Source organism: Streptomyces sp. CMB-StM0423, assembly GCF_002847285.1.
Lineage (GTDB): Bacteria > Actinomycetota > Actinomycetes > Streptomycetales > Streptomycetaceae > Streptomyces.
In genome coordinates this window covers 5,498,926-5,516,127 of record NZ_CP025407.1, presented here as the reverse complement: position 1 = coordinate 5,516,127, position 17,202 = coordinate 5,498,926, and the positions used below count along the sequence as shown (strand labels likewise).

General features: G+C 73.5%; 18 protein-coding genes, 2 tRNA genes and 1 riboswitch. Of the genes, 14 read left to right on the top strand and 6 right to left on the bottom strand.

The features are described from left to right. Positions 1-9 precede the first annotated feature (9 nt). A complete protein-coding gene (locus CXR04_RS24075) occupies positions 10-1,455 on the top strand; it encodes an amidase (RefSeq protein ID WP_101424369.1) in 1,446 nt (481 codons plus the stop codon). A gap of 52 nt (positions 1,456-1,507) precedes the next feature. Here the strand turns inward: CXR04_RS24075 and CXR04_RS24070 are convergent, their stop codons facing one another. After that, on the bottom strand, positions 1,508-2,008 hold the full coding sequence (locus CXR04_RS24070; RefSeq protein ID WP_101424368.1) for a DUF3830 family protein: 501 nt from the start codon (positions 2,006-2,008) through the stop codon (positions 1,508-1,510). Positions 2,009-2,105: 97 nt separating this feature from the next. On the opposite strand from CXR04_RS24070, the gene ehuB reads away from it, so the two are divergent. From ehuB to CXR04_RS24045, 5 genes are all read left to right on the top strand, one after another. Then, positions 2,106-3,023: an ectoine/hydroxyectoine ABC transporter substrate-binding protein EhuB gene (ehuB, locus tag CXR04_RS24065; protein ID WP_101424367.1), complete on the top strand. Its 918-nt coding sequence runs from the start codon at positions 2,106-2,108 to the stop codon at positions 3,021-3,023. Beyond that, positions 3,023-3,769, top strand: a complete 747-nt coding sequence (gene ehuC / locus CXR04_RS24060) for an ectoine/hydroxyectoine ABC transporter permease subunit EhuC (protein WP_101424366.1) — start codon at positions 3,023-3,025, stop codon at positions 3,767-3,769. The genes ehuB and ehuC overlap by 1 nt, the downstream gene beginning before the upstream one ends. Continuing rightward, positions 3,766-4,419: an ectoine/hydroxyectoine ABC transporter permease subunit EhuD gene (gene ehuD / locus CXR04_RS24055; RefSeq protein WP_101424365.1), complete on the top strand. Its 654-nt coding sequence runs from the start codon at positions 3,766-3,768 to the stop codon at positions 4,417-4,419. The genes ehuC and ehuD overlap by 4 nt, the downstream gene beginning before the upstream one ends. A 22-nt stretch (positions 4,420-4,441) precedes the next feature. Next, complete coding sequence (ehuA, locus tag CXR04_RS24050; protein WP_101424364.1) at positions 4,442-5,212, top strand: ectoine/hydroxyectoine ABC transporter ATP-binding protein EhuA; 771 nt, start codon at positions 4,442-4,444, stop codon at positions 5,210-5,212. 170 nt (positions 5,213-5,382) lie between these two features. Continuing rightward, positions 5,383-6,192, top strand: a complete 810-nt coding sequence (locus CXR04_RS24045; protein ID WP_101424363.1) for an IclR family transcriptional regulator — start codon at positions 5,383-5,385, stop codon at positions 6,190-6,192. A gap of 622 nt (positions 6,193-6,814) precedes the next feature. Here CXR04_RS24045 and CXR04_RS24040 read toward each other — a convergent pair. Next, positions 6,815-6,899: transfer RNA gene (locus CXR04_RS24040), tRNA-Leu, on the bottom strand. Between the two features lie 76 nt (positions 6,900-6,975). On the opposite strand from CXR04_RS24040, the gene CXR04_RS24035 reads away from it, so the two are divergent. After that, on the top strand, positions 6,976-8,178 hold the full coding sequence (locus CXR04_RS24035; protein WP_101424362.1) for a nucleoside/nucleotide kinase family protein: 1,203 nt from the start codon (positions 6,976-6,978) through the stop codon (positions 8,176-8,178). A 56-nt stretch (positions 8,179-8,234) separates the two neighbouring features. On the opposite strand, the gene CXR04_RS24030 is transcribed toward CXR04_RS24035, so the two are convergent. Both CXR04_RS24030 and CXR04_RS24025 read right to left on the bottom strand, forming a co-directional pair. Continuing rightward, positions 8,235-8,308: transfer RNA gene (locus CXR04_RS24030), tRNA-Lys, on the bottom strand. 48 nt (positions 8,309-8,356) lie between these two features. Continuing rightward, on the bottom strand, positions 8,357-9,454 hold the full coding sequence (locus CXR04_RS24025; protein ID WP_101424361.1) for a Gfo/Idh/MocA family oxidoreductase: 1,098 nt from the start codon (positions 9,452-9,454) through the stop codon (positions 8,357-8,359). Positions 9,455-9,627: 173 nt separating this feature from the next. Between CXR04_RS24025 and CXR04_RS34965 the strand changes: the two genes are divergently transcribed. From CXR04_RS34965 to CXR04_RS24010, 4 genes are all read left to right on the top strand, one after another. Beyond that, positions 9,628-10,866, top strand: a complete 1,239-nt coding sequence (locus CXR04_RS34965; RefSeq protein ID WP_159072383.1) for a hypothetical protein — start codon at positions 9,628-9,630, stop codon at positions 10,864-10,866. 112 nt (positions 10,867-10,978) lie between these two features. Further along, positions 10,979-11,758 carry an HAD-IIA family hydrolase gene (locus tag CXR04_RS24020; protein ID WP_101424360.1) on the top strand — a complete coding sequence of 260 codons (780 nt, stop codon included), beginning with the start codon at positions 10,979-10,981 and terminating at the stop codon, positions 11,756-11,758. A gap of 139 nt (positions 11,759-11,897) precedes the next feature. After that, positions 11,898-12,497, top strand: coding sequence for a hypothetical protein (locus CXR04_RS24015; protein WP_101424359.1), 600 nt, complete (start codon positions 11,898-11,900; stop codon positions 12,495-12,497). After that, positions 12,487-13,131, top strand: a complete 645-nt coding sequence (locus CXR04_RS24010) for a class F sortase (protein ID WP_101424358.1) — start codon at positions 12,487-12,489, stop codon at positions 13,129-13,131. The genes CXR04_RS24015 and CXR04_RS24010 overlap by 11 nt, the downstream gene beginning before the upstream one ends. Here CXR04_RS24010 and bcp read toward each other — a convergent pair. Then, the gene (gene bcp, locus CXR04_RS24005) at positions 13,115-13,594 is read right to left on the bottom strand and encodes a thioredoxin-dependent thiol peroxidase (RefSeq protein ID WP_101424357.1); all 480 of its coding nucleotides are present in this window, start codon (positions 13,592-13,594) and stop codon (positions 13,115-13,117) included. The genes CXR04_RS24010 and bcp overlap by 17 nt on opposite strands. 102 nt (positions 13,595-13,696) lie before the next feature. Between bcp and CXR04_RS24000 the strand changes: the two genes are divergently transcribed. The 3 genes from CXR04_RS24000 to CXR04_RS23990 all read left to right on the top strand — a co-directional run bounded on the left by CXR04_RS24000 (position 13,697) and on the right by CXR04_RS23990 (position 14,876). Further along, positions 13,697-14,041: a DUF3618 domain-containing protein gene (locus tag CXR04_RS24000; protein ID WP_101424356.1), complete on the top strand. Its 345-nt coding sequence runs from the start codon at positions 13,697-13,699 to the stop codon at positions 14,039-14,041. Positions 14,042-14,096: 55 nt separating this feature from the next. Then, positions 14,097-14,399: a GroES family chaperonin gene (locus CXR04_RS23995; RefSeq protein ID WP_101426562.1), complete on the top strand. Its 303-nt coding sequence runs from the start codon at positions 14,097-14,099 to the stop codon at positions 14,397-14,399. A gap of 61 nt (positions 14,400-14,460) precedes the next feature. Next, positions 14,461-14,525: riboswitch (guanidine-III (ykkC-III) riboswitch) on the top strand. A gap of 30 nt (positions 14,526-14,555) precedes the next feature. Beyond that, positions 14,556-14,876 (top strand): DMT family transporter, encoded by a 321-nt coding sequence (locus tag CXR04_RS23990; RefSeq protein WP_101424355.1) that lies wholly within the window; start codon positions 14,556-14,558, stop codon positions 14,874-14,876. 59 nt (positions 14,877-14,935) lie between these two features. Here the strand turns inward: CXR04_RS23990 and CXR04_RS23985 are convergent, their stop codons facing one another. Then, positions 14,936-17,161, bottom strand: coding sequence for a transglycosylase domain-containing protein (locus CXR04_RS23985; protein ID WP_101424354.1), 2,226 nt, complete (start codon positions 17,159-17,161; stop codon positions 14,936-14,938). Positions 17,162-17,202: the final 41 nt, after the last annotated feature.

The following is a 17,202-nucleotide window of genomic DNA, read 5'->3' as shown; positions in this document are numbered from 1 at the left end:
GGCGGCGGGATGACGGGGAGCACGGATCCGGCGGATCTCACGGCGGTGGAGCTGCTGCGCGGCTACCGCGCGGGCGAGCTGTCGCCCGTCGAGGCCACCCGCGCGGCCCTCGCGCGCGCGGACCGGGCGCAGGAGCTGACCAACGCCTTCGTCACCCCCGGCGACGCGGTACGGGACGCCGCGCTCGCCCGCGCCGAGGCGTCCGCGCGCCGCTGGCAGCGCGGCGAGCCCGCCGGGCTGCTCGACGGCGTGCCGGTGACCGTCAAGGACATGATCCTGGAGCGCGGCGCGCCCACGCTGCGCGGCTCCAGGCTCGTCGATCCGGACCGGGAGTGGGACGAGGACGGCCCCTCGGTGGCGCGGCTGCGCGAGCACGGGGCGGTGTTCCTGGGCAAGACCACGACGCCGGAGTTCGGCTGGAAGGGCACCACGGACAGCCCGCTGAGCGGGGTCACCGTCAACCCGTACGACGCGGGCCGCACCACCGGCGGCTCCAGCGGCGGCAGCGCGGCGGCGGTGGCGCTGGGCGCGGGGCCGCTGAGCCTGGGCACGGACGGCGGCGGCTCGGTGCGGATCCCGGCGGCGTTCTGCGGGATCGTCGCGCTGAAGGCCACGTACGGGCGGGTGCCGCTGTATCCGGCGAGCCCGTTCGGCACGCTGGCGCACGTCGGGCCGATGACGCGGGACGTCCGGGACACGGCGCTGATGATGGACGTGATCAGCGGCGCGGACCCGCGGGACTGGTCGCAGCTCGGCCCGCCCGAGGGCGGCTTCGTCGACGCTCTGGACGGGGCCGCGGACGGCGTGCGGGGGCTGCGGGTGGCGTACAGCCCGTCCTTCGGCGGGCAGGTGCCCGTGGACCGGCAGGTGGCCGCGGTGGTACGGGGCGCGGTGGAGCGGCTCTCCGACCTGGGCGCGTACGTGGAGGAGGCCGACCCGCGGCTGTGCGAAGGGCTCGCCGCCTGCCAGGAGGCGTTCCACACGCTGTGGTTCAGCGGCGCCGCGCGGGTGGTGCAGCCGTACGCTCCCGGCGCGCGGGAGCTGCTGGATCCGGGGCTGAAGGAGATCGTGGAGCTGGGCGAGCGGTACAGCGCGCTGGACTACCTGGCCGCGGTGGACGTGCGGATGGCGCTCGGGCAGTCGATGGGGCGCTTCCACCAGACGTACGACGTGCTGGTCACGCCGACCGTGCCGATCACGGCGTTCGAGGCGGGGGCGGAGGTGCCGAAGGACTCGGGGTTCACCCGGTGGACGGGGTGGACCCCGTTCACGTACCCCTTCAACCTCACGCAGCAGCCGGCCGTGAGCCTGCCCTGCGGGGTGGACGGGGCGGGGCTGCCGGTGGGGCTGCAGATCGTCGCGGCGCGGCACCGGGACGCGCTGGTGCTGCGCACGGCGCAGGCGCTGTACGAGTCGGGGATCGCGGACGGCATCCGGCCGCCGGCCCTGGGCTGAGCCGTCACGGCGCTACGGGGCCGCTGTCCGCGGCCCCGTACCGCCGTCCGGGTCAGAGCCGGCGGAAGTTGAGGGTCTCGCCGAGCGCGCCGGCGCGCCAGAGGTCCTGGCAGGCGGCGGCCATCTCGTCCAGCCCCTCCACGACCGAGCCCCACACGATGCCGGGGACCCAGCCGGAGTCGCCGTTGATGAGCAGGTTGTTCCGCTCGTAGAAGAGCGCGAGGTCGACGACGCTGGCGCGGCCCTGGTGCTTGGCCTCCGTCTCGTAGCCGTAGCTGGCGGTGCCGAGCACGGTGTCGGTGAAGCTGAAGTAGCACAGGTCCCCGGGGATGGGGGTGACCGTGGGGTTCTCCAGCGGCGGCTCGGCGGGCGCGAACGCGGGGAGCAGGGCGTAGATCTCGTTGCGGGCGTATTTCGCGTGGTAGACGTCGCCGCCGAGCGGTAGCGCGTTCCAGACCGCGGCGCAGGTCATGGGGGCTCTGTCGTCGAGCAGTTTCGCCGTGCAGCGGACGCCCCGCTTGGTCAGAGAGACTTCGACAAATCGTGCAGACATGCACCACTCCCTCGTTCGGTGTATCCCACGATAACGGGAGGATCACCGGCCGGAACCGACCCGCATAACTTCGGCGGGGACGGGTAGCCGCGCGCCCATGGTTCTACGTGGTGAGAACGAGACGAGAAGCGGGCCGGGCGGGCTGAGGCGCCGCTCGCTGCTCGCATCAGCCGCCGCCGTCGGCGCGGCCGGCGCGATCGGCGGGGCCGCCGGTTGCAGCCGGACGGCCGAGGCGGACGGCACCGTCGAAGGGGGTGACCTGCTCGAAGAGCTGCGGGACCGCGGCGTCGTCAAGGTCGGCATCGCCGGCGAGGTGCCCTTCGGCTATATCAACGAGGACGGCGACGCCGTCGGGGAGGCACCGGCCATCGCCGAGGTGGTCTTCAAGCGGCTGGGGATCCCGAAGATCGAACCGGTGCCGGTGGAGTTCGGGGCGCTGATCCCGGGGCTCAAGGTGGCGCTGTTCGACGTGGTGTCCGCGGGAATGTACATCAACCCGGACAGGTGTGCCCAGGTGCTGTTCGCGGACCCCGATTATCTGATGCTGGACGCCTTCATCGTGAAGAAGGGCAACCCGCACGGCATCGGGGATTACAAGGACATCGCCGAGAAGGGCCTGAAGCTGGCCAGCGGCACCGCGTACGCCGAGATCGACTACGCGAAGGCCAACGGCGTCAAGGAAGTCCTGGTCCTGCCGGACCAGGTCGCCGGCCTGGAGGCCGTCGAGCAGGGCCGCGTGGACGCCTTCGCCGGCACCAGCGTCACCGTGAACAACGCGGTCAGGGGCTCCAAGCGGGCCGAGGGGACGAAGCCGTTCCAGCCGATCGTCGACGGTGAGCCCGCGTACGGCGCCGGCGGCTTCGCGTTCCGGCTCTCGGAGAAGAACCTCCGCGACGCCTTCAACACGGAGCTGCACAAGCTCAAGGACAGCGGCGAGCTGCTGCGTATCGTCAAGCCCTTCGGCTTCACCGAACGGGAGATGACGGACCTGACGGTGAAGGAGCTGTGTCCCTGATGATGAGCTGGGATTTCTTCCGGGAGTGGTTCCTCCCGGGCATCTGGGTCACGATCCAGGTGCTGGTCTACAGCGCGCTGCTGTCCGCCGTCGTGGCGCTCGTCATCGGCACGCTGCGGACCTCGCGGTTCTGGATCGTGCGGTTCCTGGCCGGCGCGTACTTCGAGATCTTCCGCGGCATGTCCGCGCTGATCTTCATGTTCTGGATGGCCTTCGCGGTGCCGCTGATGCTCGGCTGGCAGTTCGTGCCGCTGTGGTCCGGCACCCTGGCGCTCGGCCTGACCTACGGCGCGTACGGCTCCGAGATCGTCCGCGGCGCGCTGGCGGCGGTGCCCGCGGCGCAGCGGGAGGCGGGCATCGCGCTCAGCTTCACCCGCTGGCAGCGGCTGCGGCGCATAGAGCTGCCGCAGGCGTGGCCCGAGATGATCCCGCCGTTCAACAACCTGCTGATCGAGCTGTTGAAGGGCACGTCGCTGGTGTCGGTCATCGCCGTCGCCGACATGACGTTCGCCGGGAACCTGCTGCGGCTGGCGAAGAACGAGAGCGCGCCGATCTACACGCTGCTGCTGGTCCTGTACTTCATTCTCGCGTTCATCCTCACCCGCCTCATGCGGATGCTGGAGCGCCGGGCCAAAGCGGGGGTGGGCCGGGCTCCGGAGAAGAGGAACGGCTTGCTCTCCCGCAAGCTCAGCCCCAGCGGTGAGTCCATGCAGGCGAGCACTCAAGGCGCTGGAGGTCTGGGATGACGTTCGACTGGGAGGTCGTCGACGACTTCATGCCACGGTTCTGGGACGGCGTGCTGGTCACGCTCCAGGCCCTGGCGCTCGGCACGCTGATAGCCTTCGCCCTCGGCCTGGTCTGGGCCATGGCGCAGCGCGCGCCGCAGCGGTGGGTCCGCTGGCCGGTGACCGCGGTCACCGAGTTCATCCGGAACACGCCGCTGCTGGTGCAGTTGTTCTTCCTGTTCTACGTGGTGCCCCAGTGGGGTCCGTCCATGTCCCCGCTCACCACCGGCATCGTCGGCCTGGGCCTGCACTACTCGACGTACACCGCCGAGGTGTACCGCGCGGGCATCGACGGCGTGCCGGTCGGCCAGTGGGAGGCGGCGAAGGCGCTCAGCCTGTCGCGCGGCCGGACGTGGTCGTCCGTGATCCTGCCGCAGGCCATCCGCCGGGTGGTGCCCGCGCTGGGCAACTACGTGGTCGCGATGCTCAAGGACTCGCCGATGATCGCCGTCATCGGCGCGCTGGACATGCTCGGCGAGGCCCGGCAGTTCAGCAACGAGACCTTCACCACCGAGGCCATCACCGTCGTGGGCGTGGCGTTCATCGTGATCGCGTACCCCGCTTCCCTCTTGATCCGAGTCCTGGAGCGTCGCCTTGTCAACAACACCTGACTCCACCACCGAGAACCCGCCCGTGGACGGCAGCGAGCTGATCCGCTTCCACAACGTGACCAAGCGGTTCGGCGACAACGTCGTCCTGGACGACCTGTGCTTCGACGTCTCGTCGGGCAAGCACGTGACGCTCATCGGGCCCTCCGGTTCCGGCAAGACGACGATCCTGCGGCTGCTGATGACCCTGGTGAAGCCGGACAGCGGCACCATCAAGGTCAACGACGACTACCTCTTCCACGAGGAGCGCAACGGCAAGCTGGAGCCGGCGGGCGAGAACCACATCCGCGAGGTGCGCAAGAACATCGGCATGGTGTTCCAGCAGTTCAACCTCTTCCCGAACATGAAGGTGATGCGGAACATCACCGAGGCCCCGGTGCACGTGCTGGGGATGGGGAAGGACGAGGCGGAGACCCGCGCGCGGGAGCTGCTGGAGCTGGTGGGCCTCACCGAGCACATCGACAAGTACCCCACCCAGCTCTCCGGCGGCCAGCAGCAGCGCGTGGCGATCGCCCGCGCGCTGGCGATGCGCCCGCAGGTGCTGCTGCTGGACGAGGTCACCTCGGCGCTGGACCCGGAGCTGGTGGCGGGCGTGCTCGACCTGCTGCGGGACATCGCGCAGACGACGGACATCACGATGCTGTGCGTCACCCACGAGATGAACTTCGCCCGGGACATCTCCGACGACGTGCTGATGTTCGACGCCGGAAAGATCATCGAGTCCGGCCCGCCGGAGAAGATCTTCAGCGAGCCGGAGAACGAGCGTACGCAGCAGTTCCTGAACGCGATCCTCTGAGACGCGGCGGACGCCATCTGGCGGGCGCCCTCCGGTCACGGAGGACGCCCGCCGGCGTGCTTCCGGGGGGAGAACAGTGAGATATGGACAACTACGGGGAGGAGGGGACTTCCGGGGCCTGACGGCAGGGAAAGCGGGGAACACCTGAGGGGACACTTCAGGGAGACCACGTGGCGGTCCTGCACCCGCCTCCCGGGGACCAGCCCCCGGGCCGGCGCCTCAAGCCGACGGACGAACCCGCGGCATCCTTCCCCTCCGTAGGGCACGCTCTCCGCGTGCTGGAGTCCGCGGCCCGGCACGGCGGCGAGGGGGTGCCCGTCGCCCGGCTCGCCCGCGAGACCGGCCTGCCGCCGGGGCCCCTGGCGCACCTGCTGCTGACGCTGCGCAGGCAGCGGTACCTGGAGCGGCTGGAGGACGGCTCGTACACCACCGGCGAGGCGGTGGCGCTGCTCGGCGCGGGCGGGAGCCGGACGCGGGCGGTGCACGACAAGCTGCGGCGGGAGATGAACGAGCTGCGGAAGGCGACGCGGGCGGCGATATACCTCGGCCGGTACGAGGACGGGGAGGTCCGCGTCACGCAGGTCGCGGACGCGCCGGGGACGCCGCGGGTGAACGAGTGGGTGGACTTCCGCTCGGCGGCGCACGCGACGGCGATAGGCAAGTGCCTCCTGACCCAACTGGACCACGACGCCCGCCGCGACCACCTGTCCCGCCACCGCGCGGCGCGTCTGACGTCCCGCACGATCACGAGCGAGGCGGCGCTCCTGGGCGCCCTGGACCGCCAGGTGGCCACGGTCCCGACCCTGGACCTCCAGGAGTATGCGGTCGGCACGGTCTGCGCGGCGGTCCCCCTCACGGCGGGCCTGGACATAGGCTGCGTGGCCCTGTCCCTCCCGGTAAACCAGACCCACCGCCTACGCGCGGCAGCAGAAAGACTGAACAGAGAGGCAGCGAACCTGCTGCTGGCCCTGTCGCTGTAGGGCACGGCTACGCAGCCGCGGGCGACCGGGGAGAGGCTGCCGGCGGGCGGACCGGGCGACCAGGTGCCGCAAGCACGGTCGGGTGACGCACGGTGCCGGGGGCCGACGGGCCGGGGAACGAGGGCCGGTGGGCGGTGGCCGGAAGAAGCGGGCCGGAGGACGTGGGCCGTGCCGGGCGCGTGCGGGCGCCGGAGGCGTGCGGGCGCTGGGCACCCGGCCGTCGCGGGGCGAGCGGCACCGGTGGCCGCCGGGTAGCGGCGCGGAGCAGCGCTGGGGCTACGCGCCTGCCCGCCGCAGGGCAGACGCGGGCCGTGGCCGATCCCGCCTTCGCGCCCGCGCAGTGGGCGGCGCGGTGTGGGTTCGCCGACAACGCATCCGCCGGCTCGAATCCGCCCTCGCCTCCGCGCAGGGGGCCGAGGGCCGTACGGCGCGCGGGCTTCCCTGCGTCGCCGCCGCGACGGGCGCCGCCGGCGCCGCCTTCGTCCGTACGCCCTGCGCCGCAGGCGCCGGTCGGTCCGATGCGCGCCCGGGCCTGCGCGTCCAGCCACCCGGATTTCAGATCCCGCGCCCGCGCAGCGAGATCGCGCCGCCGACCCCGCCGTGCCCCGCGCAGCGGGTTGCGTGCGGCGGGAGGGATTCGAACCCTCAAGCCCGGTCAGGGGCCACAGATCCTAAGTCTGCTGCGTCAGCCATTGCGCCACCGCCGCTCCGCCCGGAATGTTACCCGCACCCCGATCGCGGCCCGGATACGGCGGGTTGGGCCCGGCGTCGTAGGGTGCGGCAATGCGTAGCGAACTGCTGGCCGACGATGCGTGGGCCCTCCTCCGCGGGGGGCCGAGGGCCGTGCTGGGGCTCGCGGGGGCACCCGGGGCCGGGAAGTCGACGCTCGCCCGCGCGCTCGTCGCCGCGCTGCGCGCGCGGCACGGGGCCGCCGCCGCCGCGTACGTGCCGCTCGACGGCTTCCACCTCTCCAACGCCCAGCTCGACCGCCTCGGCCTGCGCGACCGCAAGGGCTCCGAGCCGAGCTTCGACGCCGGCGGCTACGCCGCCCTCCTGCGCCGGCTCGCGGAGGAGCCCGACGCCGAGGTGTACGTACCGGACTTCGACCGCGCGCTGGACGAGCCCGTCGCCGCCCGGCACCACGTCCCGCCCGGCACCCGGCTGATCGTCACCGAGGGCAACTACCTCGCCTGCGACCTCCCCGGCTGGCGCACGGCGCGGGAGCTGATGGCCGAGGTCTGGTACGTCGACGCCCCCGACGCCGTACGCGACGCACGGCTGATGGCGCGGCACGTGGGCTTCGGCCGTACCACGGCCGCCTCCCGCGCCTGGATCGACGCGAACGACGCACCCAACGCCGAGCTGGTGAAGGCGTCCCGCGGGCGGTCCGACCGCGTGGTGGCGGCAGACGACCCGGGCGAAGCCGCGGACGCCGCCCCCGGCCACCCGCTCGGCGACATCCTCGTCGTCAGCGGGCCGCCCGGGGCCGGCAAGACGACCGTCGCCCGGCTCCTCGCCCGGGAGGCAGAACCCAGCGTCCACCTCCACACCGACGACTTCTGGGCCTTCATCGCCCGCGGCGGCATCGCCCCCTACCTCCCCGCCGCCCGGCGCCAGAACGAGACCGTCGTCGCCGTCGCGGCGGGCGCCGCCGCCCGGTACGCCGCCGGCGGCTTCCGCGTCGTGCTCGACGGCGTCGTAGGACCCTGGTTCGTCGACGCCTACCGCGCCGCCGCCCGCGCCGCCGGCGTCCCGCTGCACTACGTCGTCCTGCGCCCCGACGAGCGCACGACCCTGGCCCGCGCCACCGCCCGCACCGGCCCCGACGCGCTGACCGACCCCGAGCCCGTACGGGCGATGCACCGGGAGTTCGCCGACCTCGGCCCGTACGAGACCCACGCGCTGGACACCGGCGGCCAGCCGCCCGAGGCGACCGCCGCCGCGGTGCGCGACGCCGTCGCGGCCGGTGCGTACCGCCTCGGCTGACGGCCCACGGACATGCGAAGAGCCCGGGCCTTCCGGCCCGGGCTCTTCGGAGTGCGTACGCCGCCAGGGACTCGAACCCCGGACCCGCTGATTAAGAGTCAGCTGCTCTAACCAACTGAGCTAGCGGCGCAGGTCGTCTTGCACGACGCCGTCAAGCATACCGGCTCGGCCGGGGTGCTCAGGCACCCTCCGGGAGCCGTACGACCCGGCCCTCCGCCGCCGAGCGGCGGGCCGCCTCCAGCACCCGCAGCGTCGCCGCGGCCTCCGCGGCGGTGACCGGCGGGAGCGTGCCGGTGCGCAGGGCCTCGACGATGCCCGCGTAGTACGCGGGGTAGGCGCCCGGCAGGGTGGGCACCGGTTCGCCGCCGCCGGTGAGCGGGGACTCCCCCGCGCCGAGGCGGCCCCACGCGGACTCCGGCTCCGCGCCCCAGGTCCCGTCCCCGGCCCCCGGGCGGCGGCCGTCGCGCAGCGCCGCCTCCTGCGGGTCCAGCCCGTACTTCACGTAGCCCGCGCGGCTGCCCAGCACCCGGAAGCGCGGGCCGAGCTGCGGGGCCATCGCGGTCATCCACAGGTGCGTACGGACGCCTCCGGCGTGCACCAGCGCGACGAAGTCGTCGTCGTCCACCACCGAGCCGTCCCGGCGGGCGTCGGACTCGGCGTAGACGGAGGTCACCGGGCCGAAGAGGGTCAGCGCCTGGTCGACGAGGTGGCTGCCCAGGTCGTACAGCAGCCCGCCGGCGTCCGCCGGGTCGGCGGAGTCGCGCCAGCCGCCGCGCAGCGCGGGGCGCCAGCGCTCGAAGCGGGACTCGAAGCGGTGGACGTCGCCGAGGGAGCCGTCGGCGAGGAGCGCGGCGAGAGTGCGGAAGTCGTTGTCCCAGCGGCGGTTGTGGAAGGCGGAGAGGAGCAGCCCGCGGGCGTCGGCGAGGGTGGCCAGCTCGTCGGCCTCGGCGGCGGTGGCGGCCAGCGGCTTGTCCACGACGACAGGCAGGCCGGCCTCCAGCGCGGCGGTGGCCAGCGGCACGTGGGTGCGGTTGGGGGAGGCGACGACGGCGAGGTCGAGGCGGCCGGCGCGGGCGAGGAGGTCGTCTGCGGTGGCGACGGTGGTGGCGTCCGGGTACGCGGCGCGCACGTGCTTCTGCCGCTCGGGGTCGCCGGTCACGACGGTGTCGAGCACCAGCCCGTCCGTGGCTGCGACGAGCGGGGCGTGGAAGACGGACCCGGCGAGTCCGTAACCGAAGAGACCGACGCGCAGGGGGGTGCCAGGGGTGCCATCCATGGCCGTCACTCAACCACACGGCCCGCGGCGCGCCAGGGGCGGGCGGGGGGTTGGCGTGCGCTGCCCGTACGGGCCGGGGGGTTGCCCCGGACGGGCGTCATGCGGGCGGGCGTTGAGCCGTTCGGAGTCGCCTCGCCGCTCGCCGGTGCGGGGACCGTGGCACGGTCGCGAGCATGGGACCGCGCTCCGCCTTCGCCGTCACGGCCGCCGCCGCAGCCCTCTTCCTCTGCCCCGTCTCCCCTGTCGCGGCCGCCGCGGTCGGCGCCGCGGCGGGGCAGGAGCCGCCGCCGGGACGGGCGTTCGCGCCGCGCTGTGGCGACCCCGGGGCCGGGCGCTTCCCCGTGCGGACGGCGCTGCACGGCGACGGCGCCGCGCTCCGGGCCGGCGGCCCGCGGGGCGAGCTGACGCTGCGGCTGCACAACACCTCGGCCGGGGCCTGCCGCGACGTGCACCCCGTGGCCGTGGTCAGCCACGAGGCCGGCGGGCGGCTGCGGCCTGCCGGCATCCGGCTGGAGTTCCACGACGAGCGGGCACGGCGCTGGCGGTCGGTGGCCTTCGAGCGGACGGGCGCGCAGGAGGCCGCGGGGGTGTTCGCGGGCGGCTCCCGCGGCTTCGTGCTGCGGGCGGGCGAGAGCCGGGAGGTGCGGCTACGGGTCGGCTTCGCCCAGGACGCTCCGCCGGGGCGGGTGACGGTGAACGTGACGACGGTGCAGCGGCGCGGGGACGACGGCGAGTGGGTGGGGCAGTCGAAGGACTACGAGACGGGCATCGAGCGGGGACGGCGGTGCTGCGGCGAGACGCGGGAACCGGAGCACGCGACGGAGCGCCCGGCGGAGCCGAGGGAGGGCGCGACACCGGAACGCCCACGACGCCACCCGGAACCGCCCGGGCCGCGGGAGAGCGGGGGCCCGGAGAGACGGGAGCCCGGGGCGGAGAGCGGCCCGCCGGGGGCGCCGGGTTCGCCGGGAGCACCGGGGACACCGCGAGCGCGGGGAGGATCGGAAGCGCCGGGGACACCGGGGTCTTCGGGAGCACCGGGAACGCCCGGAAGCCCGGAGGCACCTGGTGTTCCGGCAACGCCGGAAGCGCCGGGGAGCCGGGCAGCACCTGGAGTTCCGGCACCCCCGGGAGCGCCGGACGTACCACCGGCACCTGGCCCACCGGGTACGGCGACCGCACCCCCGGCGCCGCAGGGCACCCCCGTACCGCAGTGGCCCCACGACGTACCGCCCGCCCCGCCCCGGCTCCCCGGCACCGCCCCCATGCCGGAGAGCCTCGCGGCTACGGGTGGGTCGGCAACCGCCGCGGCAGCCGCGGCCACCGGCTCCCTCCTCCTCGGCACCGCGCTCCTCCTCACCACCGCCCGCCGACGCCGCACCCCCCGAAACCCCCCCGACCCACCCCACCGCTGACCCCGCCCCCTCCCCCCTCCCCCACTCTTCTCCCTCCGCCCCCGTCAGTCCCGCCGCTCCTGCGTCTAGGCTGGTGACCCCGTCCCCCGAAGGCACCGGTTGGAGAGAGCAGATGGCGGAGCGCATGCCGGTCGAGTCCTGGCTGACGGACATGGACGGGGTGCTCATGCACGAAGGCATCCCGATCCCCGGCGCCGACGCCTTCATCAAGCGGCTGCGCGACTCCGGCAAGCCCTTCCTCGTGCTCACCAACAACTCCATCTACACCCCGGGCGACCTGCACGCCCGCCTCTCCCGCATCGGCCTCGACGTGCCCGTGCAGAACATCTGGACCTCCGCCCTCGCCACCGCCAAGTTCCTCGACGACCAGCGCCCCGGCGGCACCGCGTACGTCATCGGCGAGGCCGGGCTGACCACCGCGCTGCACGACCACGGCTACGTGCTCAGCGACCACCGGCCCGACTACGTCGTCCTCGGCGAGACCCGCACGTACAGCTTCGAGGCGCTGACGAAGGCCATCCGGCTGATCGAGAACGGCGCCCGCTTCATCGCCACCAACCCGGACCAGACCGGCCCGTCCACCGAGGGCCCGCTGCCCGCGACCGGCGCCGTCGCCGCGCTCATCACCAAGGCGACCGGCAAGGAGCCGTACTTCGTCGGCAAGCCCAATCCGCTGATGATGCGCGCCGGGCTCAACCAGATCGGCGCCCACTCCGAGTCGACCGCGATGATCGGCGACCGGATGGACACCGACGTGCTGGCCGGTCTTGAGGCGGGCATGGAGACGTATCTGGTGCTGACCGGGCTCACCCGGGCGGACCAGGTGGAGCGCTTCCCGTACCGGCCCTCGCACATCGTCGACTCGATCGCCGACCTGGTCGAGCTGATCTGACCCGGCGCGCGGCGCGCTGCGGGCAAGCCCGCACCCGCCGTTCGGGTGGGCGGGGACCGGATCGGCGTAGTGCCGCCGCCGTACGGATGCGCGGGGCGCCCGCGTCGCGACCCTGGGAGTGAGAGCTCCCGGAGGTCCCATGCGCCCGGTCCGTGTCTGCCTCGCCGCCGTGCTGCTGCTGACGGGTGGCGGCGCCGTCTCCTGTGCCACCGACGCGTTCGCGCAGGGCGAGGTGACGGTGACCCCGTACCGCGTGCAGCGCGGCGATCCGGTCCAGGTGAGCACCGGCGCCTGCCGGGGCGACTTCGCGTCGGCGGCCTCGGAGGCGTTCGAGGCGCCGGTGAACCTGCGGCCGGAGAACTTCGGCGGGCTCACCGGCCGCGGGAAGATCAAGTGGACCGCGCAGGCGGGTACGTACCCGGTGTGGGTCGACTGCGACGGCGGCAAGCGGGTGGCGCGCGGCCGGGTGGTGGTGGAGGAGCGGCACGAGCGCCCGGAACACTGGAAGAACAACTGGCACCACCAGCCCTGGTCGCCGGTGACCGCGGGCGGCGGCGGCACGGCCGAGAAGACGGACACGGCGCAGGCGCAGGCCCAGGAGAAGAACGGCTCCGTGCCCGTCCTGCCCCTCGCCCTCGTCGGCGGCGGCGCGGCGGTCCTGGCCCTCACCTTCGTACGCCGCCGGAGGCGCACCACCGCTTCCGGCGGGCCGGACGGCGGCACCCCCGATGGCCGATAAGCCCGCCCGCCGTCCGGGTCCCGTCACCGCCGCCGCCTGGGCCGTGCTCCTGCTCGGCCTGGTGCTCTGGGGCCGCGGCCTGAGCGAAGGGGACGGCGGCGGCGCGGTCTCCGACGGCGCCGCCGCCGCGCAGGTGCTACGCGACGGGCCCCCGGCGGCCCGCCCGTTGCCCGGCTCGGTGCCCGCGGGCGTCGCGGTGCCGTCGGTCGGGGTCGAGGGCCCGGTGACCGGCCGCGGGCTCGACGGGGACGGCGCGGTGGCGGCGCCGCCGTTCGGCAACGCGAACGAGATCGGCTGGTACCGCGGCGGCGCGCGCCCCGGCGCGGCCGGCGTCGCGGTCTTCGTCGGGCACATGGACACCCGCGCCAAGCCGGCGGTGTTCTACCGCCTCGGCGACGTGCGTCCCGGCGAGGAGGTCACGGTGACGCGCGCGGACGGCAGGACCGCGGTGTTCACGGTGGAGCGGGTGGAGACCGTCGCCAAGGACGGCTTCGACGCCCAGCGCGTCTACGGGCAGCACAAGCGCGGCCGGGCCGAGATCCGCCTGCTCACCTGCGGGGGCGCGTACGAGTCGATGGCCAGGAGCTACACCGGCAACGTGGTGGTCTCCGGCTATCTCACGCGGGCGAAGTGACGTCGAGATCCTTGAGGAGCTTTGCGACATGACCGGTGGCCTTGACGTTGTACAGCGCCCGCTCGACCTTGCCGTCCTCGTCGACGACGACGGTGGAGCGGATGACGCCGGTCACCGTCTTTCCGTAGAGCTTCTTCTCGCCGAAGGCGCCGTACGCCTCCAGCACCGTCTTGTCGGGGTCGCCCACGAGCGTCACCTTCAGCGACTCCTTCTCCCGGAACTTCGCCAGCTTCGCCGGCTTGTCGGGCGAGACGCCGATGACGTCGTAGCCGGCGCCGGCGAGCAGGTCGAGGTTGTCGGTGAAGTCGCACGCCTGCTTGGTGCAGCCCGGGGTGAGCGCGGCCGGGTAGAAGTAGACGATGACCTTGCGGCCGCGGTGGCCGGCGAGCGACACATCCTTGCCATCCGCGTCCGGCAGGGTGAAGTCAGGGGCGGTGTCGCCGGGCTGCAGTCGCTCGCTCATGGTGCTTTCCCTACTCCTCGGTGCGGGGCGGATGTCGCACCCGAGCGTAACGGCTGACAGACTGTCGAAAAGCAGACGGACGGCGAGGACGGAGGCACCGCGGTGTCGGACGGCAGGAATCCCGCGCAGATTGAGGCGGACATCGCCCGCCGGCGGCAGGATCTCGCCGCGACACTCGACGAGATCTCGCTTCGGGTGAGCCCCAAGAACCTGGTGGACGAGGCCAAGGCCCGGACGAAGGGTGCGGTCGACCGCACCGCCGGGCAGGCGTTCGTGGTCGCGAACCGCGCCGTCGACAGCGCCCGCGGCGTGCTCGTCTCGCCCGACGGCGGCCCCCGGATGGAGCGCATCGTGCCGGTCGCGGTGACCCTCGTGGCGGTGGCCGGGCTGCTGGCGCTGGGCTCGCGCCGGCCGGGGAAGTCCCGGGGCAGGCGACGGCGCCGCTAGTGGCGCGGGTACCGTCGGGTCCGTGAATACGCCCCACGACAAGCTGCCCATCCGGATGCTCCACGACCGGGTGCTCGTCCGCACCGACACCGCGGAGGGCGAGCGCCGGTCGAGCGGCGGCATCGTGATCCCCGCGACCGCGGCCGTGGGCCGCAGGCTGACCTGGGCCGAAGTGGTGGCCACGGGGCAGAACGTGCGGACGGTCGAGCCGGGCGACCGGGTGCTGTTCGACCCGGAGGACCGCGGCGAGGTCGAGGTGCGGGGCGTGGGCTACGTGCTGCTGCGCGAGCGCGACCTGCACGCGGTCGCCTCGGAGCGGCTGGAGGGCACGGAGGACTCGACCGGCCTGTATCTGTAACGGCCGCTGTCTTGTGACGGCCGCCGCCTCCGGCAGCGGCGCCCCGGCGGTCTTCTCCCGCGGCTTGCTACGGTTGGAGTAACCCGACGAGACGCGCCGTACCGGGTCACGCAAAGACGACGCACCCCCGTCAGTCCGATTACGGAGGTCCGTCTCATGGCCTGGATTCTGCTGCTCGTCGCCGGTGTGCTCGAAGTGGGCTGGGCGATCGGCATGAAGTACACCGAAGGCTTCACCCGCCTGTGGCCCAGCGTGTTCACCATCGCCGGCATCGCCGCGAGCATGATGCTGCTCGCGCAGGCCGCCAAGACCCTGCCCATCGGCACCGCGTACGGCGTGTGGGTGGGCATCGGCGCCGGCGGCGCGGCGCTGCTCGGCATGGTGGTGCTGGGCGAGCCCGCGACGGTGGCGCGGGTGTTCTTCGTCGCCCTGCTGCTGGTCGCGGTGGTCGGGCTGAAGGCGACGTCGGGGCACTGATCCCGTACGTCCCCTGCCTGCCCCCGGCCCGCTCCGCCGGCCCACTCCCCCGACCGCTCCTACTGCGGCACCGGCGGCGCCGCGCCCGCGGGTGCCGCGGGTGCCGGTGCCGCCGGGACCGGCGGCGCGGCCGGGGCGGGCGGTGCCGGGAGCGCCGCCGGGGCGGGGACGGGCAGCGGTACGGGGGCCGGATCCGGTGCCGGGGGCGGCACGTACGGCATCCGCTGCCGGTGGCTGACCTCCAGGTCGAAGTCGCTCGCGGGCACGTCCCACAGCGCGTCCCTCGTGTACGCGCCCCAGATCTTCGCCGGCACCCCGCCGCCGCTGATCCGGTCCTCCCCCAGCACCCCGTGCAGCGACTTCTGCGCGCCCGTCTCCGGGTCCTGCCCCATCACGCCGACCACCGTCGCCAGCTCCGGGGTGTAGCCCGCGAACCACGCCGAGCGGTCGTGCTCGCCGGTGCCGGTCTTGCCGGCCGCCGGGCGTTCGGCGATCTGCGCCTCCTCGCCGGAGCCGTTCTCGACGACGTTCTGCAGCATCGCGGTCGTCGCGTCCGCCGCGTTGCGGGAGACCACGGAGTGCGGGCGCTGCGGCGGGAGCTGGAAGATCTCGCCGTTGCGGCTGAGCTTGTCCACGAGCCGGTAGCCGCCGTGGTCGCCGTGGCCGGCGAGCGTGGCGTACGCCTGCGCGAGGTCGAGCGCGCTGGGGGTGGCGGTGCCGAGGCCGATGGAGGGGTGGGCCTTCAGCTCCGGGGTGGCGGACGGCAGGCCGAGGCGGACGGCGGTGCCGCGGACCTGCTTGGGGCCGACGTCCTGGGCCATCTGCGCGTAGACGGAGTTGACCGAATCGTTGGTGGCGTCGGCGACGTTGAGGCGGCCGTACGAGACGTCGTCCTGGTTGCCCGGCGCGTAGCGGAGTGCCTTGCCCTTCTTGCCGATCACCCGGCGGCCGGTGTCGCCGTCGTACATCGTCCGCGGCGTGATCCGCTTGCCCTCCCAGTTCTTCGCCTTCTCCTGCACGGCGGCGGTGAAGACGAACGGCTTGAAGGTGGAGCCGGCCTGGTAGTCGCGGCGGGTGGCGTTGCTGACGTACTGCTGGGTGTAGTCGGTGCCGCCGTAGAGCGCGACGACCTTGCCGCTGGCCACGTCGATGGAGGCGCCGCCGACGCGCACGTAGGCGTCGGCGGGGTTGGACTCCGGGTCGAGCTGGTACGTTAGTTGCTCCTCGACGGCGCCGACGAAGGCGTCCTGCTTCTCGGGCTGGAGCGTGGTGGCGATGCGGAAGCCGCCGGCGGCGAGGGTCTTCTCGTCGATGATGCGGTGCTCGGTGAGGTAGCTGTTGATGGCCTCGACGAGATAGCCGCGCTGCCCGGACAGGCCGGGGTCGAGCCGGGACGGCCCGGGCACGGGGAACTTCAGGCTGCCGCGGCTGCCGGGCGCGAGCCAGCCCTCCTTGACCATGCCGTCCAGCACGTAGTTCCAGCGGGCCTCGGCGGCGGGGCGGTTGTCGGGGTGCACAGCCACGTCGTACGTGCTCGGGGCCTGGAGCAGCGTCGCGAGGAACGCGCCCTCGGCGACGGTCAGTTCCTCGACGTCCTTGTCGTAGTACGCCTGGGCGGCGGCCTGCACGCCGTAGGCGTTGCGGCCGAAGTAGCTGGTGTTGAGGTAGCCCTCCAGGACGTCGTCCTTGGTGACCTCGCGGTCCAGCTTGATGGCGATGAACGCCTCGCGGAGCTTGCGGCTGATCGTCTGCTCCTGGTCGAGGTAGTAGTTCTTCACGTACTGCTGGGTGATGGTCGAGCCCGACTGGGTGCCCTTGCCGGTCAGGGTGTTGAAGCCGGCCCTGACCATCGCCATCGGGTTGACCGCGGAGTCGGAGTAGAACTCGCGGTCCTCGGCGGCCAGGACGGCCATCCGCACGTGGTCGGGCACGCGCCGCAGCTCCACGCTCTCGCGGTCGACCTCGCCCTTGTCGGCGAGCTTGGTGCCGTCGGCGTAGAAGTAGTGGTTGCTCTGGGCGGTCGCCATGTCGTTGGGCCGCGGGATGTCGACGGTCAGATAGCCGACGGCGAACGCCCCGGAGGCCAGCGCCACCGTCAGCATCGCGGCGCCCAGCAGCACCTTCCACCAGGTCCTGCGGTACGTGCGCCGCCGGCGGTCCTGCGCGGGGCGGCCGGCGGGCGGGGCGGGCGGGGGCGCCGGTTCGGGGTCCGTGCGCTCGCCGTCCTCCGGCTCCGCCTGGGGGCCGAAGCTCCGGGTGCCCTGTCGCATCTCCGTGTGGCTCATCTGCCGTCCGTGGGCTCGATCCATCGTCTGATATGACACTT